Annotated in this window: 10 protein-coding genes; 9 read left to right on the forward strand and 1 reads right to left on the reverse strand. The window is 72.4% G+C overall.

Translation table 11 applies throughout. The annotated features are described in order from the left end of the window. Nucleotides 1–533: 533 nt before the first annotated feature. The 5 genes from ACGFZP_RS31305 to ACGFZP_RS31325 all read left to right on the forward strand — a co-directional run bounded on the left by ACGFZP_RS31305 (nucleotide 534) and on the right by ACGFZP_RS31325 (nucleotide 9,904). Entirely contained in the window at nucleotides 534–1,508 is a 975-nt protein-coding gene (locus ACGFZP_RS31305; RefSeq protein WP_392939445.1) for a D-alanyl-D-alanine carboxypeptidase family protein, read from the forward strand. Between the two features lie 248 nt (nucleotides 1,509–1,756). Beyond that, entirely contained in the window at nucleotides 1,757–2,632 is an 876-nt protein-coding gene (locus tag ACGFZP_RS31310) for an endonuclease/exonuclease/phosphatase family protein (RefSeq protein ID WP_392939446.1), read from the forward strand. Between the two features lie 122 nt (nucleotides 2,633–2,754). After that, complete coding sequence (locus ACGFZP_RS31315; RefSeq protein ID WP_392939448.1) at nucleotides 2,755–3,525, forward strand: response regulator transcription factor; 771 nt, start codon at nucleotides 2,755–2,757, stop codon at nucleotides 3,523–3,525. Between the two features lie 4 nt (nucleotides 3,526–3,529). Next, complete coding sequence (locus ACGFZP_RS31320) at nucleotides 3,530–4,795, forward strand: sensor histidine kinase (RefSeq protein ID WP_392939449.1); 1,266 nt, start codon at nucleotides 3,530–3,532, stop codon at nucleotides 4,793–4,795. Between the two features lie 84 nt (nucleotides 4,796–4,879). Beyond that, the gene (locus tag ACGFZP_RS31325) at nucleotides 4,880–9,904 is read left to right on the forward strand and encodes a glycosyl hydrolase family 18 protein (protein ID WP_392939450.1); all 5,025 of its coding nucleotides are present in this window, start codon (nucleotides 4,880–4,882) and stop codon (nucleotides 9,902–9,904) included. Between the two features lie 273 nt (nucleotides 9,905–10,177). On the opposite strand, the gene ACGFZP_RS31330 is transcribed toward ACGFZP_RS31325, so the two are convergent. Beyond that, nucleotides 10,178–12,448 (reverse strand): MMPL family transporter, encoded by a 2,271-nt coding sequence (locus ACGFZP_RS31330; RefSeq protein WP_392939451.1) that lies wholly within the window; start codon nucleotides 12,446–12,448, stop codon nucleotides 10,178–10,180. A 175-nt stretch (nucleotides 12,449–12,623) separates the two neighbouring features. On the opposite strand from ACGFZP_RS31330, the gene ACGFZP_RS31335 reads away from it, so the two are divergent. From ACGFZP_RS31335 to ACGFZP_RS31350, 4 genes are all read left to right on the forward strand, one after another. Further along, the gene (locus ACGFZP_RS31335) at nucleotides 12,624–13,796 is read left to right on the forward strand and encodes a sensor histidine kinase (RefSeq protein WP_392939452.1); all 1,173 of its coding nucleotides are present in this window, start codon (nucleotides 12,624–12,626) and stop codon (nucleotides 13,794–13,796) included. Next, complete coding sequence (locus tag ACGFZP_RS31340; RefSeq protein ID WP_392939453.1) at nucleotides 13,771–14,433, forward strand: response regulator; 663 nt, start codon at nucleotides 13,771–13,773, stop codon at nucleotides 14,431–14,433. The genes ACGFZP_RS31335 and ACGFZP_RS31340 overlap by 26 nt, the downstream gene beginning before the upstream one ends. A gap of 486 nt (nucleotides 14,434–14,919) precedes the next feature. After that, nucleotides 14,920–15,903, forward strand: a complete 984-nt coding sequence (locus ACGFZP_RS31345) for a GNAT family N-acetyltransferase (protein ID WP_392939454.1) — start codon at nucleotides 14,920–14,922, stop codon at nucleotides 15,901–15,903. A gap of 314 nt (nucleotides 15,904–16,217) precedes the next feature. Beyond that, nucleotides 16,218–16,856, forward strand: a complete 639-nt coding sequence (locus tag ACGFZP_RS31350) for a DUF6461 domain-containing protein (RefSeq protein WP_392939455.1) — start codon at nucleotides 16,218–16,220, stop codon at nucleotides 16,854–16,856. Nucleotides 16,857–16,905 lie beyond the last annotated feature (49 nt).

Below are 16,905 nucleotides of genomic sequence, written 5' to 3' on the forward strand. Positions count from 1 at the left end.
ACCGCGTGCGTGGCAGGCCCCGTCGGCCGCCCACTGCCCGGCGGAAGCGGCTGAGGAGCATTCCGTGGCCTCGGCGGCGGGCCGGTACGCCGGTCCGCCCGGCCCGGTGGGGTGTTCGGGGGGTGGGGAACGCCGCCGAGGTGTCGGAGTGGCCGCGTCCCGAGGAGGGGCCCCCGCCGCTGTGGGCGCAGCGGCAGGTGCCCGGCTTGCTGACCAAGGAGATTGACGAGGCCGGGTACCCGACGGGCCCGGACTCCTGCCCGGATTCCTGCCCGGCCTCCGACACCGGTCGTCCGGTACATGGTTGATACACGACTGCGCGCTGGCGGAAGCCGCGCTACGACCGGGCCGAAGTGCCGGTCGCGGAGCCTGTAGGCACACCCGGTGGCCACCGCCCCGGGGCTCTGTCCCTTTGGCTCCGGGAGGCCGCCGTCGTGTCAGTCCCCACGCAATCCGAAACGCAATCCGAAGACCGAGACCGGCGTACCGCGCCCGGTCGGCTTCCCCGGGTCCGCCGCAGGACGCTGTGGGCCTTGGCCGTTGTCCTGCTCGCCGGGGCTGGAGCCGGCGGTGGCGCGCTGGCCACCCGCCAGGGCGGCGACGCGGCCACTGGCAACGACACCCGGGCCGGCGGGGCGCTGGTGCTGCCGGCACCCGAGGCGATCGCCGCCCTCGGTCTCCCGTGGCCGCAGGAAGGGCAGTCGGCAGTCGCGGCGGCGAAGGTCGGCGTGCTCGGCGTCAAAGGACCGCAGCAGCCGGTGCCGATCGCGAGCGTCACCAAGGTGATGACGGCGTACGTCGTTCTCAGGGACCACCCGCTCAAGGACGGTGAGGACGGGCCAACGATCACGGTCGACGCGCAGGCCGCCGCGGAGGCGGGTTCGGTGGACGAGTCCACCGCCCCCGTCACCGCCGGGCAGCGCCTGACCCAGCGCAAGCTGCTGGAGGTGATGCTGCTGCCCTCCGCCAACAACGTGGCCCGGCTGCTGGCCCGGTGGGACGCGGGCAGCGAGGAGGCGTTCGTGTCCCGGATGAACGCGCAGGCCGCCCGGCTAGGGATGACCGGCACCACCTACACCGGGGCCAGCGGCCTTGAGGCCACGACCGTGTCCACCGCCGCCGACCAGCTCAAACTGGCCCGCGAGGCGATGAAGGACCCGGCGCTGCGGGCCACCGTGGCCCTGCGCGACACCACGCTCCCGGGCCGCGCCGCACCGCTGCGCAACACCAATGGGCTGCTCGACCTGCCCGGGGTGGTGGGCCTGAAGACCGGTTCGACCACCTCGGCCGGCGGGAACCTGATGTGGGCGCTGGAGGTCGCCGACGGCAAGAGCGGCTCGGAGCGCCGGCTCGTCTACGGCGTGGTGCTCGGCCAGCGCGCCGGCACCACCCCCGCCGACGGCCTGCGGGCCGCCCTGGAGCGCAGCAGCCGGCTCGTCGACGCCCTGCGGCAGAAGCTGCCCGGCGTCCTGCCGGCACTCGACGGCGGCCGGCAGGAGTGGGCATGAGCGCGCGCACCGGCACGGCTCCGACGACACCCCCGGCCGTGGACACCGCCACGTCGGCCCACGGGCCCGGCGACGGCGGCGGGCGCAGGCCCCGCCGCCGGACGGTCCGCCACCACGTCCCTCTCCACCACGTACTTCGCGACCGCGTCCTTCGCCGTCCGACCCGTCCGGCCCGTCCGACCCGTCCGCCCCGTCCAACCCGACGTGCCGCAGGGCGGCGCGGGCGGCTGCTCGCGGGCGCCGCCGCCGTGCTCGCCGCCCTGATGGTCCTGAGCCCCCGGCTGCCGAACGGCCCGGCCAACCTCGTCAGCCTCTGGCAGACCGTGATGCCCTGGTCGGGCCTGGGCATCACGCTGCTCTTCCTCCTCGCGGCACTACGGCGCTCCGCCCTGGCAGCGGTGGCCGTCCTGCTGCCCGCCCTTGTCTGGACCGTCCTGTTCGCACCCGCCCTGGTCGACAAGCGCACAGGCGGCGGGGACTTCACCGTCGTCAGCCACAACGTGAACGAGGACAACCCCGACCCACGCCGGACGGCACGCGCCCTGGCCGGCTCCGGAGCCGACGTCGTCGCGGTGGAGGAACTGGCCGGCCGAGCACAGGAGACCTACCGGCGCGAGCTGGCCGCCACCTACGCCTACTCCCAGGTCCACGGCGGCATCGGACTGTGGAGCAAGTACCCGCTCCAGGACGTGGAGACGGTGGAGATCATGCCCTGGACCCGGGCCCTGCGCGCCACCGTCCTCACTCCCAAGGGCCCCGTCGCCCTCTACACGGCGCACCTCGCCTCGGTCCGGGTGCGCCTGGACGCGGGATTCACCACCGCCGCCCGCAACGAGGCGGCGGCCAGGCTCGCCGCGGCCGTACAGAGCGAGCCGCTTGCGAGGATCGTCGTCCTGGGCGACCTCAACGGCTCCTTCGACGACTCCGCGCTGCACACGCTCACCGGGCCGCTGCGCTCGGCCCAGCAGGAAGCCGGCGACGGCTTCGGCTTCACCTGGCCCGCGCCCCTCCCGGTGGTGCGCATCGACCAGATCCTGGTGAAGGGCATCACCCCGCGCTCCGCGTGGACCCTGCCGGACACCGGCAGCGACCACCTCCCGGTCGCGGCGTCCCTGCGGCTGTGACAACCCCGCCCGCCCGCACCGCCCCCGGTGGCGACCTCCGCACGGCAGCCCCCGGCAATGGAAACCGGCCCCGGACGTGCTGGAATGATGACCCGACCCCAGGCGACGACACCGGAGAGCTCTTGTCCGCCACCCGAGTACCCGAAGCGGTCAACGTGCTCCTCGTCGAGGACGACGCGGTCATCCGCCGCTCGGTCCAACTGGCACTGGAACGCTACGGCTACCAGGTCGACGTCACCGGGGACGGGCTCGACGGCCTGGACGCCGTCCGGGCCGGCGCACACGACGTCCTGATCCTGGACGTGATGCTGCCCGGCCTCGACGGCATCAGCCTGTGCCGGCGCGTCCGCGAGGAGACCCTCACCCCCATCCTGATGATGTCCGCCCGCGGCGACGCCCTCGACGTCGTGGCCGGCCTGGAGGCCGGTGCCGACGACTACGTGGTCAAGCCCGTCGACATCCCCGTCCTCGTCGCCCGCATCCGCTCCCTGCTGCGCCGCGCCACCTTCCGCGACCACCCGGCTGCGGAGCCCGTGCGGCAGGAGCCGATCGCGGCAGGCGAGCCGAGCAGTCGCCACCGGCACCTGCCCGCCGAGGACGTGCCGGACCTGCTCACCTTCGGCGGCCTGACCATCGACCCGCGCGGCCTGGACGTCTGCCTGGACGGCCGTGCCGTCGCCCTCACGCCCACCGAACTGCGCCTGCTGCTGGTCTTCGCGGAGAACCCCGGCACGGTCCTGGACCGCCGCCGCCTGCTGCGCGAGGTGTGGGACTACGGCTGGGAGGGCGACACCCGGGTGGTCGACCTGTGCGTGGTACGGCTGCGCAAGAAGATCGGCGCCGACCGCATCGAGACCGTCCGGGGCTTCGGCTACAAACTCCTGCGGAGCTGACGCGATGACCACACGACGCACCGGCCCGCACCCGTTGGACCCGCGCTCCCTGCGCTGGAAGATCACCGCCCTGGTCGCGCTCGCCTGCGGTGCGGTCGCCGTGGTGATCGGCGTGCTCGTCCACCAGGCGACCGCGGAGCGCGGCGACCGGACCGGGCGCGACCTGGCGATCGCCCAACTGGGCGCCGCCCAGCAGGAGTTCTCCCGCACCGGCCGCCGCCCCGACAACGCCTCCCTCCAGCCCCGGACCGACCTGCCCCAGCCGCTGGCCCAGGCCCTCGAAGGCTCGAAGGTTCCGGGGGAGTACGCCCTGTGGTACGACGTCAAAGCACCGAACTGGTACTGGATGTGGGCAGCCGTCCCGGTCGGCGACGGCCAGGTGCTCGCCGTCCGGACCGACATGAGCGCCACCGTGCGCAGCCTCCAACTGCTGGACCGCAGCATCGTCAAGGCCGCCCTCGCAGCCCTGGCCGTTGCCGTCCCCGTCACCGTGCTGGCGGCGGAGCGGATGAACCGGCGCCTGCGCCACGGGTCCCGGACCGCCCGCCGGATCGCGGACGGCGACCTCGACGCCCGGATCGGCCGCCGGGGCCGCGCCCGGGACGAGATCACCGAGATGTCCACGGCCGTGGACGAGATGGCCGCGACGCTGCAGGGCCGGCTCGCCGCGGAGAAGCGCTTCACCGCCGACGTCGCCCACGAACTCCGCACCCCGCTGATGGGCCTGGTCACGGCCGCCGGTCTGCTGCCCGAGGACGATGAGGCCACCGACCTGGTCCGCGCACAGGTCCGCGCCCTGCGGGGCCTGGTGGAGGACCTGCTGGAGGTCTCCCGCCTCGACGCCGGCGCCGAGAGCGCCCGGCTCGACGAGGTCCCCCTGGGAGATCTCATCGACGAGGTGGGCAGGAAGGGCGACGGCGGTGTCCGGCTGCGGCTGACGGCGCCCGCCACCGTCCGCACCGACCCGCGCCGCGTGGAGCGGATCCTCACCAACCTCCTCGCCAACGCCCACCGGCACGGCACCGCCCCCGTCGAGGTCACCGTCACCGGCAGCCGGATCACGGTGCGGGACCACGGACCGGGCTTCCCGGACGCCCTCCTTGCCGACGGGCCGCAGCGCTTCCGCACCGGGGCCGCCGAACGCGGCCAAGGGCACGGCCTCGGCCTCACCATCGCCACCGGGCAGGCGGTGGTCCTCAACGCCCGGCTGACCTTCGCGAACGCCCCCGACGGCGGAGCCGTCGCCACCCTCGACCTCCCCGGGCCCTGAACCCCGGCCGGCGGGCCGTTGATCGGGTGTCAACCAGCTCCGGTGATGCTGCCCCCTCCGAGGTTCGTCCACAGGAGGGATGGCATGAACACCACGCGCGCACAGCGCCCAAGGCCCGCACCGACCGCGGCGAGGCTACTCCCGGCGAGACTCCTCCCGGTGCTGCTGGTCCTCACCCTGCTCGCCGAACTGCTGGCCGTGGTGGCGGCGAAGCCCGCCAAGGCGGCGGTGCACGAGTTCCGGCCGGCGACCTGGAACATGCAGGCCACCGGGAGGCGCTGGAGGGACGTCATACCGCGACTACTGGCGACAGGCGACAACGTGTTGGCCCTTCAGGAGCATCCCGACACGGACCCCGGGGTGGGCAGGTGGGACGATCCCAACCAGAGCCCGGAGGACTTCTCGCTGCTCGGCCGCGACTTCCTGCAGCCGGGAGCGGAGACCCGCCCCGGTGCCCCGTGGGATCCCGATGCCGTCGAGGGCGAGATCCTCAGCCGGTTCCGCTGGACCGTCCCCGACCGCGCGAACCCCCGCACCTACCACGTCGCCCAGATCAACAACGACATGGAGAACCGCGCTCTGGTCTTCGTCACCGAGGAGGAGCCCGAGGCCTACCTCCTCCTGCACCCGCCGGGCAGTGAGCGCCCCGTCCTGGGAGTCCGGTTCGGTGACACCTGGTTCTTCAACATCCACGCGAACAACGAGCAGGCCGGTCGCAACGACACCGGTCGGATCCTCCAGGCGGTGGCCACGGCACCGGCCGTGCAGGGCCGGAGCTGGGCGGTGATGGGGGACTTCAACACCCTGCCCGGGACCACCATGCGCCAGGCCCGGGACGAGATGGGCGCAGCGGCCGGCGACCTGCACCTGGTCCACACGGACGAGGCCACCCAGGTGCGGGGCCGTGAACTCGACTACATGGTCACCAACGACGAGGCCATGGTCCTGGCCGTCCGCCAGGAGGTCACCGGCTGGATGACCGACGGCACCGGGCGGGACCACGACGCGGTGTTCTTCGCCCCCATGGTCGCGGGGGGCGAGCGCGCTCCGATCCACTCGCTCCAGCACCGGGGCGACGGGCGGCTCGTCGTGCCCGTGTACGAGAACCAGACGTACTCGCGGTTCCGGGAGAGTCGCGACAGCGGGATGGCCATGTCGGGGATGTTCGTGGAGCTCTCGCCGTTCCGCGAGCCGGACGGCCTGCTGTACACGGGGCTGATGGATCTCCACTCGAAAATGTGCCTGTCCGCGACGACCCCGGACGAGACCGGGCCCTCGGACCGTCCGGACCTCGTCCAGAAGCGCTGCGCGCAGGGGAGGCCGCCGAAGGAACAGCTCTGGCGGTTCGACGCCAACGGGACCCCGTGGAACGCCACGGACCGCGCCGTGTTCACCGACCACGGCAATCCCATCCTCTACCTGGGAGCGGAGGGCACCGAGCCGCCCTCCGACGAGTGGCGGCACTGCGCGTGGAAGCTGAACTCCCGAGGGCCGGACGTGGTGTTGTTCGACGAGGTGTCCTGCAACGTGGACGGCACGAGCCACCCGACGCCGATGGTGCTGGAGTCGTCGTCCGGGATCGACGCCGCGGTCTCCCTGGACGGCCGCGGCTCCGGCCTGGCGAGCGTGGAATTGCAGAAGGGCAACCTCACCACGACGATGACCTTCGGCCCGGACCGGCATCAGGAGGCCGAAGCCAGGGTCACGTCGATCGCCTCGGGTGAGATCCCCGGCGGGACCTCCGACGCCTTGACGACGCTGCCCAGCAGCGGGGGGACGGTCCTGGGCTTCACGCTCCCGTCGAGCTCCACCGGACTGCCGAGCTACTGGCGCCTCAAGCCCGTGGACGGCCTGCGCAAGGTGGGTCGGGTGGTGCAGCCGCAGCCGGTCGAGGACGCGTTCCTCCCCTTGGCGGGGCCGCAGTTCGCGGCGTTCCGCGCCAAGGTCGACGCGGTGCTTCCGGTCCCGGGCACCCGCGACGAGATGTACATGTTCAGCGGGGACAGCTACCTGCGCATGAAGGTCGCCATCGACGGGACGAAGGACCAGGTCGTCAACGGGCCCAAGCCCATCAGTGAGAACTTCGGCGAACTCGCCCGGAAGGCACCCGCGTTCACCGAGAACATCGACGCCGCGTTCAGCCTCCCGCGCGATCCGGGCACGGCCTACCTGTTCAAGGGCAACGAGTACGTGAAGCTCGCCCTGGACCCGGGCGGCACCAACGACCGCGTCCTCGAAGGACCGGAGCGGATCTGCGCCGGCTGGCGGGGGCTGTGCGGGACGGTCTTCGACGGTGAGGTGCCGACCAGCACCGCCGCCGCCGAGTTCTCCGTCCTGGCCTCCGACGGGGGGAACGCCCCCGCGTCCGCGGACGCCGGCTCGCCCGTCGACACCGCACCGGACGACCGCGGCACCAAGCCCGCGTCCAGCGGGGACTGCCGCCCGGACGGCCTCACCCCGGTCGACGGCACCAGCCCGCGCTACTGCGACGTCTACGACGGATCGGGCCGGGAGTGGGTCGGCCAGGGCCGCAGCCGCCGCACGGTCGGCTACTTCACCGGCTGGCGCACCGGTGCCGACGGCTCCGCGCCCTACCTGGTGAACAACATCCCCTGGTCCAAGGTCAGCCACGTCAACTACGCGTTCGCGCACGTCGAGAACGACCGGATCTCCGTCGGCGACACCGCCGACCCGAGGAACCCCGCCACCGGGACGACCTGGCCCGGCACGGCCGGGGCCGAGATGGACCCCGCCCTGCCCTACCAGGGCCACTTCAACCTCCTCACCCGCTACAAGCGGGAGCACCCGGCGGTCAAGACCCTGATCTCGGTCGGCGGCTGGGCGGAGTCCTCCGGCTTCTACACCCTGACGACCCGCGCCGACGGCTCGGTGAACCAGCCCGCCATCGACACCTTCGCCGCCTCCGTGGCGGAGTTCCTCGACCAGTACGGCTTCGACGGCGCGGACATCGACTACGAGTACCCCACCGCGCTCCCGCAGGCCGGCAACCCCCGGGACTGGCCGGTCGCCGACGCCCGCCGCAAGGGGCTCGGCGCCGGATACGAGGCGCTGATGAAGACCCTGCGCGGCGCCCTCGACCGGGCCGGCGCCGCCAAGGGCCGCTACTACCTGCTCACCTCCGCGGTCTCCGGCTCCGGCTACCTCGTCCGCGGCCAGGAGGCCCAGTCCGCGCTGAAGTACCAGGACTTCGTCAACGTCATGACCTACGACCTGCACGGCTCCTGGAACGACTTCGTCGGCCCGCAGGCCCCCCTCTACGACGACGGACGGGACGCCGAACTCGCGGCCGCCGGCATCTACGACGACCAGGCCCCCGACACCAAGGACTTCCAGAAGCACGGCTACTTCAACACCGACTGGGCCTACCACTACTACCGCGGCGCACTGCCCCCGTCCCGGATCAACCTCGGCATCCCCTACTACACCCGCGGCTGGCAGGACGTCACCGGCGGCACCGACGGGCTGTGGGGCCACGCCACGATGGCCGAACAGCAGGCCTGCCCGCCGGGCACCGGCGGCAAGGGCAACGGCGCCCAGGGCAGCGGCGCGAGCGCACCCTGCGGCGAGGGGGCCATCGGCATCGACAACCTCTGGCACGACACCGACAACGGCCGCGAGGTGCCGGCCGGCTCCAACCCGTTGTGGCATGCGAAGAACCTCCAGGACGGCCGCACCCCCGGCTACCTCGCCGCGTACGGACTCGACACCACCCGGGCGTCCGTCCAGCTGCGCGGCACCTACCAGGAGAAGTACAGCGACGCACTGGAGTCCTCCTGGCTGTGGAACCCCGACAAGAAGGTCTTCCTCTCCACTGAGAACGACCGCTCCATCCGGGCCAAGGCCCAGTACATCGGTGACCAGGGCATCGGCGGCGCGATGATCTGGGAACTCGCCGGGGACTACGCCAAGCGCCCCTCCGGCGAGTGGGGCATGGGGTACGACCTCACCACCACCCTGGACACGGCGCTGCGCCAGGCCGGCCCCGCCAAGGCCGAACGAGCCGACACCGCACTGCCGCAGCAGGTCCTCGACGTGAGCGCCGAACTCGTCGACTACCCCACGGACGTCAAGGACATGTGGCCGATCCAGCCGAAGCTGCGGATCACCAACAACACCGCCGCCACGCTGCCCGCGGGCACCCGGATCTCCTTCGACATCCCCACCTCGACGACGCCCCTGCTCAAGGACGAGGCCTGGAAGGAACTGACCGACGCCGTCCAGCCGGGCCGCACCGGCCCCAACGCCGGCGGGCTGAAGGCCGACTTCCACCGCGTCACCCTCACCCTCGGCACCTGTGAGGAGCTCCCGCCGGGCAAGGCGCGCGACATCGGCATCAAGTACTACCTGCCGATCACCGGCCCGGCGAACTTCACCATCGGGCTCAACGGGACGGAGTACGGCCTGGCCCAGGACCACCGCCGCGCCACCACCGCCGCCGAGGCCCCGCAGGGCGACGGCGCCCGCTGCCAGGCCGACGCCTGGGACCCGGGGCGCACCTACAACCCGGCGTGGGCCCCGTTCACCCTGTGGCAGACCGGGGACCGGTACAAGGTCGAGGACGTCAACAGCGGCAACCTCCTCGACCACCCCGGCGGCCGGGACACCGCGCACCTGGTCGAGAGGCAGGACGACAACGCCAACCAGCTGTGGACCGTCGCCGCCGAGTGGCCCGACTTCCCGGGCTGGTACCGGATCAAGAGCACCACCAGCGGCCACGAACAGTGCCTCGACGCCCGCGCCCCCCAGGCCGCCCTGAGCGTGCGCGACTGCGACATGTCCCCGGGCCAGTGGTGGCACCTGCGCGACGACAAGGGCAACGCCGTCACCTCGATCACCCACGGCGCCTCGTACGGCCTGGAGTCCTTCGCCCCCGGCAGCGACTACGGCAAGCCGGACTACGTCGCCGAGCCCCGCAACAGCGGCACCGCACCCGGCACCCCGGTCGTCGCGGGCGATCCCGGCGGCAGCACGCGCACGGCCGTCTCGTACGGCGGCTACTACTGGAGGGCCAAGTACTGGACCAAGGGCGACACGCCGAACGCGTCCGACCCGAAGAACCCGTGGACCCGTCTGGGCCCCACGGCCTGAGCCGTCGACCGCTGAGCCCCGGTCCGTCCGCACCGGACCGGACCGGGGCTCCGGCGGTCCGCCACGGCTCGGCGGGCGCCCGCCCCGGCCGCCGCCCCGCGGGGCATCGCCACCCGGTTCGACAAGACCCCGGCGAGCCACCCCGCCGGCCTCCACCCTCGCGCCTCGATGATCTGGATCAAGGACCTCGCCAGGACCACCCGATGATCACGACTCGGTATGCCCCAGGTGACGCGCTGAGGTGCCGGACGCCAAGGGCGGGCAGGAGTTGAGTCAACGGTCGACCAGCCGTGGACGCGGGGCTTCACCCGTGGATTCCGCGCCGGTGCCGTCGGTGGCGACCGGGCCGCGGGGAAGCATCCGGTCCAGCCACGTCGGCAGCCACCAGTTGGCCCGGCCGAGGAGCGTCATGGTCGCCGGTACCAGCACCATGCGTACGACCGTGGCGTCGATGAAGATCGCGGTGGCCAGGCCGAGCCCGAACATCTTGGCGGAGGGGTCCTCGGCGACGGCGAAGGACAGGAAGACCGCCACCATGATGAGGGCGGCCGAGGTGATGGTCCGGGCGGTGCCGGAGACGCCCTCAACGATCGCCGTGCCGTTGTCGCCGGTGCGCAGGTACTCCTCGCGTACGCGGGAGAGGAGGAACACCTCGTAGTCCATCGACAGGCCGAACAGGATGGCGAAGAGGAACATCGGGATGAACGACACGATCGGAACCGTCGCTTCCAGCCCGATGAGTGCGCCTCCCCAGCCCCACTGGAAGACCGCGACCATGATGCCGTAGGCCGCGCCGATGCTCAGCAGATTCAGCAGTACCGCCTTGAGCGGTACGAGTATCGAGCGGAAGACCAGCATCAGCAGCAGGAACGACATCGCCAGCACGGCGGCGACGAACACCGGCAGGCGTTGGCTGGTGCGTTGGCCCACGTCGGACAGGCTCGCGGCGGCGCCGCCGACGTGGGCCCTGGCCGGGCCGTGCCCGATCGCCGCGGGCAGCACGTCGGTGCGCAGCCGGGCGATGGTGCCGGCCGTGGCCTTGTCCTGAGGGCTGGTGGTCGGGAACACCACGAGGGTCGCGATGCCGGTGGCCCGATCGACGTGCGTCGGCGCGACGGATGCGACGCCCGGATCCGCCGCGACCGCAGTGACGAGACGGTCCACTACTCCCGGATCACCGGAGGGGTCCGCGGCGATGACGAGGGGACCGTTGGTGCCCGGGCCGAACCCCTCGGCGACGAGGTCGTAGGCGCGGCGCTCGGTACGGCTCTGCGGCAGTGAGCCGTCGTCGGGCAGGCCGACGCGCAGGCCGAGCACGGGCAGCGTCGCGGTCAGCAGCAGCCCCGCCGCGCCGACCGCGTACGGCACCGGGTGCTGGCTGACGTGCCCGATCCAGCGACGCCACCCGGCGGCGTGGGCGGCGCCTGCCGCCGGGTCCCGCCGCCGTGCGAGTCGGCCCGGCCTCCCGGTCTGCAGAGCCCGGACGATCCGGCCGGCCCGGGCCAGGCGCGGGCCGGCCGCGCCGAGGAAGGCCGGCAGCAGCGTCACCGACGCGAGCACCATGGTCAGGACGACGATCGAGACTGCCAGGCCGCCCACCGTCATGAACGGCACGTTCGCGACCGCCATGCCGAGGATCGACACGACGACGGTGCCGCCGGCGAAGACCACGGGCCGCCCCGCCGTGGCCACCGCCCGTCCGGCCGCCTCGTGTGGATCGAGCCCGCGCGCGAGGTACTCCCGGTGTCTGGCGAGCACGAACAGCGCGTAGTCGATGCCCACTCCGAGCCCGACCATGCTGCCCAGGACCGGTGCGAAGGCGGGGACGTCCGTCACCCCCGCCAGTACCGTCATCGCGGCAACCCCGACGGTCAGCCCGAAGACCGCCATGCCGATCGGCAGCGCGGCGGCGACGAGCGAACCGAACGCCAGGAACAGGATCGCGGCGGCGGCAAGGAGCCCGATCAACTCGCTTGCGCCGCCGTCGGGATCGGAGAAGGCGTAGAAGAGGCTCCCGCCCATCTCGATCCGCAGGGGCAGCTCGGCGCGCAGCCGGTCGCCGAGACCGACGAGGGCGTCGAGGTCCTCGGCCGACAGCCGGCTCTGGTCGGGGTACTGCACCCGGACGACCGCGATCCGCCCGTCGGCCGAGACGAGTCCGCCGCGCACGGCACTGTCCCGGCCTGCGTCGAGTGCCCCCGCCGGGTCGCTCGTGCCGAGCACGTGCGGCAGCCGCTTCACCTCGGTCTGCAGCCGCGTGAGAGCGGTGCGAGCGCCGTCGCCGTCGAAGAACGTCGCACCGCCGTCGCGGGGGGTGACGACGACCTGGGCGGTCATCCCCTCCTGGCCGGTGCCGGCCTGCTCGATCAGTTCCGCGGCCCGCTGGGAGTCCAGTCCCGGAGCGGTCATCGAGTCCGCGGTCCGCCCGCCGAAGGCGAGGGCGGCGAGGACGGCAAGCATGGCGGCGACCAGCCATGCCGCGATCACCCGCCAGGGATGGCGGGCGGCGCTTGCGCCCAGGCGCAACAGGGCTTTCGAGAGCATCGGGTCCTCCAACCACCTCGGCGGCCGTCCTAGTGCGGCCGCCGATCCCGAGGCTCGTCGCCACGGCGCTCCGCGGCATCGGCCCGCGGGCCGCGGATCCGTCGGCCCCGGGGCGGAGTGACGACCCGTCCTTTCGGCCGATGCGCGGCACGGTGCGATCCCTAGGCTGAGAACCGTGCTCCGAGACGACCTGCGAACCCTGTGGACCGAACCCCGGCCGCCCGACGCACCCGCCCGGGTGCGGCGGGACTGGGCGCTGCTCGCCGCGGGCCTTGCCGGTGTGGCGCTGGAGGCCACCCTGCGCGAGAACGTCGTGTGGCGGCCGGTGGCGGTGGTGTTGGCCGTATGGCTGTGCCTGCTGCCCCTGTGGCGCCGGACCCGCCCGCTGGCGACGGTGACGCTGGCGTTCGGCTCGGTGGTCCTGCTACCGGTGGCCTCGCTCGTCGCCGCACCGCGCGAGCCCGTCGGCCTGTACACCGGCTCGGTCGTGCTCGTGCTGGTGTACGCGCTGCCCCGGTGGGGATCGGGACGCGAGATCGTGCTGGGCGGCGCGGTGATCCTCGCGGCCGGCGCGCTGTGTGTCGCCGCGGACGGGACCCCGGTCGTCGAAAAGGTCGTGGGCTTCGTCTTCCTGCTGCTGCCCGGCGTGGTCGGGGCTGCCGTGCGGTTCCGGGTGACCGCCCGCGAGCGGCAGTTGGAGCAGGTGCGCTCCCGCGAGCGCGAGCAGCTCGCCCGGGAACTGCACGACACGGTGGCCCACCACGTGTCGGCCATGGTGATCATCGCCCAGGCGGGCCGGGTGCTCGCGGGCACCGACCCGTCCGCCGCCGTCGAGGCGCTGGAGGGGGTCGAGGAGGAAGGGGCGCGCACGCTGGAGGAAATGCGCGCCATGGTCGCCGCGCTGCGCGACCGCGGGCTCGGCGCCGAGCTGGCGCCCCCTGCCGGAGTCGCGGATCTGGAGCGCCTGGTGCGCACCCCGGGTGGTCACCTCAGGGTCGACCTGGGGCTCGACGGCGAACTGGACGCGCTGCCCCCGGCCGTGGACGCGGCCGTCTACCGGATCGTGCAGGAGTCGGTGACCAACGCGCTGCGCCATGCGGTCGACGCGACCGAGCTCGTCGTTCGGGTCGCCGCGGAGCGGCACACGGTACGGGTGAGCGTGCGCGACAACGGCCGGCGCACTGGCCGGGGTCGCGACGGATACGGACTTACCGGACTGCGCGAGCGCGCGACCCTGCTCGGCGGCACACTACGAGCCGGCCCGGGTACCGACCGGGGCTGGCATGTCGAAGCCGAACTGCCGAGAGCGAGGAGCGAGAGCGGTGTCCATTCGCGTCCTCGTCGCTGACGACCAGACGATCATCCGCACCGGGTTGCGGATCATGCTGAACGCCCAGCCCGGCATCGAGGTGGTCGGCGAGGCCGCCGACGGGCGGGAAGCGGTACGGCTGGCCCGCGAACTACGCCCCGACGTCTGCCTGTTCGACATCCGCATGCCCGTAATCGACGGGCTCGAGGCCACCCGGCTGGTCGCCGGCCCGGGCGTCGCCGACCCGCTGGCCGTGGTCGTCATCACCACGTTCGACCTCGACGAGTACGTCTACGGCTCACTGCGTGCCGGCGCCCGCGGATTCCTCCTCAAGGACACTGGGCCAGACCTTCTGGCCCAGGCCGTACGGTCGGCGTCCGGCGGTGAGGCGCTCATCGCGCCCAGCGTCACCGTCCGTCTGCTCCAGGCATTCGCGGACCTGCCGGCCGGCCGGCCCGTGGCCCAGCCGGTCTCACCCGTCACCGCCCGCGAGGAGCAGGTGCTCCTCGCCGTCGCTCGCGGGCTGACCAACACCGAGATCGCCGATGCACTGCACATCAGCCTCAGCACGGTGAAGACCCATCTGGCCAGCCTGATGGCCAAACTCGGCGCCCGCAACCGGGTCGAGATCGCGATGTGGGCCTACGAAACGCGCCGTATCCTCCCCGGAACCTGAGCCGGGTGCCGGGCCATCTGGCGGCGCCGGCGTTGGAGCCACTGGCGTTGGAGACACTGTGGATGCTGTCGCCGTACAGGGCGTTCCACGGGTTGAGGTACCAGCTCGGCTCCTCACGTCCGCGGTTGGCGTCCGGCGGCGTCCAGAGGGGATTCGTCAGCAGGTCGGCGATGAACGGTGGTTGCGCCACCGGCCCGGGCCATGAAACCCCCGGCCGGCCCGGGCCGCCGTGGTTCGGCCTCCTGTGCCGGTCCGGCCCTGCCACCGGGATCCGGCTGCTTCCCGGCCTGCGCCGTCCAGGCCCTGCCGCTGCGTCCTGGCGGTGCCACCGGTAGCCGGTCCAACCCGCCGTCGGGGTGGTCGGCTCGCGGGTCGGCGTGCGCTGACGCCCGGCCGGGGCTGCCGCCGTCGGCCGGCGTCTGGCCGCAGACGACCGTGGCGTGAATAGGGTGGCGGACCTGCCTCGAGGTTCGAGACCATCCGGTCATGTCGGATGGCATGGCAGGACAGGACCTTCCGGTCGGCTTCGGGTTCCGGCCGTATCGCGGCGACGAAGACCACGGCGCCATGGCCGCGGTGCGGCTGGGTTGTGCTGAACGGGATCGGGTCGATTCCCATTCGGTTGTGGAAGGGCTCCCGACAGCGGCCGAGGTCGCCGAGGCCTCCGCCGAACTGGAGGAGCCGTCCAAGAACCAGATCCTGGTGCTGCTCGACGGGGTCGTCGTCGGCTACTCGACGATCCGGTGGTGGCAGGAGCGGGACGATACGTGGCTGTACCTGCACCGAGGTCACCTCTTGCCCGAGCATCGCGGTCAGGGCATCGGCTCAGCCATGCTGAGCTGGGCCGAAGAACGGATCCGCCAGCTCGTCAAACAGCACGGAACGGCGCGGACGGCAGTGGTCGGTGCGAACGCCATGGCCTCCGAGCAGGACGCCACGGCACTTCTGCGCGCAGCCGGCTACCGACGTGTCTTCAGTCTGGTTGAGCTGGAGCTGGGCGATCTGCAGCAGGTGCCCGAGCCGGGCGGCGAACTGCCAGCCGGGATAAGGACAGGGCCGATCGGGACAGTCCATTTCCGTGCAGCCTGGAGGACGGTCGTCGATTCATACACGGACACCTGCTTCGCTCAGAGATGGCCTTTCCAGGACTTCGTCGACACCGCCGATCCGGCGTGCTGGAGGGCTGCGTGGAACGGGCAGGACATGGTCGGTGTCGCCCTCTGCTCCATCCGTCGTCACGACCCTACGGTGGGCGAGGTGGAAGAACTGAGTGTCCGGGCGGATCAGCGACGCCTCGGAATCGGCCGGGTCCTGCTGCTGGACGGGCTGCGGAGCCTTCGCAGGCAGGGTGCAACGACCGCCCGGCTGTTCACCGGCACGGCAAATCCGCACCGGTCCTACGACCTTTACGAGAGTGTGGGGTTCCGGCGACGGAACGAGTACGTCCGTTACCGCAAGTCGCTTGCTTGATCGACCCGTCATTGGACGGCCCGGTCAGTCCACAGGATCTGACAATGCCTCCCCCCGGACCGCCACACGCCTGGGGGTCCCAAGCTCGACCCCCTGGACGAGGCCGATCTGCCCCACCTGCACGACCCCAGCAGGAGTCAGACCTGTCCCCGCGGTCCTTCGGCCCGTGCCGGAGCGGCAGCCACGACTCCCGGCAGTGCAGGGGCACCAGCCGCCTGGTGAAGGAGCGCGGCAAAGGCCCCTCGGGGCCAGATCGGAGCAGTCTGGCGGCCCGGGACGGGGGTCTGTCGGTGTCGTGCGAAAGGATCACCTGCATGACGGACGGAATCGCCTGGCTCGCGGAGCCACAAAGCATCGCCTTCGGCGGTTACAGCGTGACGCTGGCCCGAGGGCTCGGGGCCGAGGAACTGGCGGCGCGGATCGCGGCCTCGGCCCAGTGGTCGCAGCGGACGGTGGAGCCGGTCGGGGAGCTCACCGGGGACGGGCTGGTCCAGGCGCTGGACTCGGAGTACGGGGACGCCTGGGACGGGATCGGACTGAGGCTGGGGGTGAGCGGCGGGTGGACCTTCGCGGTGGCGTACGGGGGCTGGTTCGGGGAGCTCCGGAACGATCCGGCGATCTCCCGGGGCGGGGCCGAGGTCTTCCTGTTGAAGTACGAGGAGGAGAACGGCAAGCCGGTGCCGCCGACCTTCCACCACTACCGGGACGGCCGGACGGTGTGCTCGTTCAATCTGCACCTGGACGACTCCTGGGGCAACGGCCAGGTCGTTGGAGACCCCGAAGTCGCGGACAGAATCAAGGAGTTGCTGAGCGCGGAAGGCTTGCCGGACGAGGAGCGAGCGAACCGCGAGGTGCACCGGACCGCCCTGGGGGTGCTGGGGCGGCACTTCGGTCTGACACTCCCCAGGGCCCTGGTGCTGGAGGCCTCGCTGCCAGCCGTCCTGCTCGCCTAGCCAGCCGGGTCCGTGTCCGTGTCCGTGTCTGTGTCCGGGGCGAGTGTCG

It is taken from the genome of Kitasatospora sp. NPDC048239, from assembly GCF_043202015.1.
Classification (GTDB): Bacteria; Actinomycetota; Actinomycetes; order Streptomycetales; family Streptomycetaceae; genus Kitasatospora.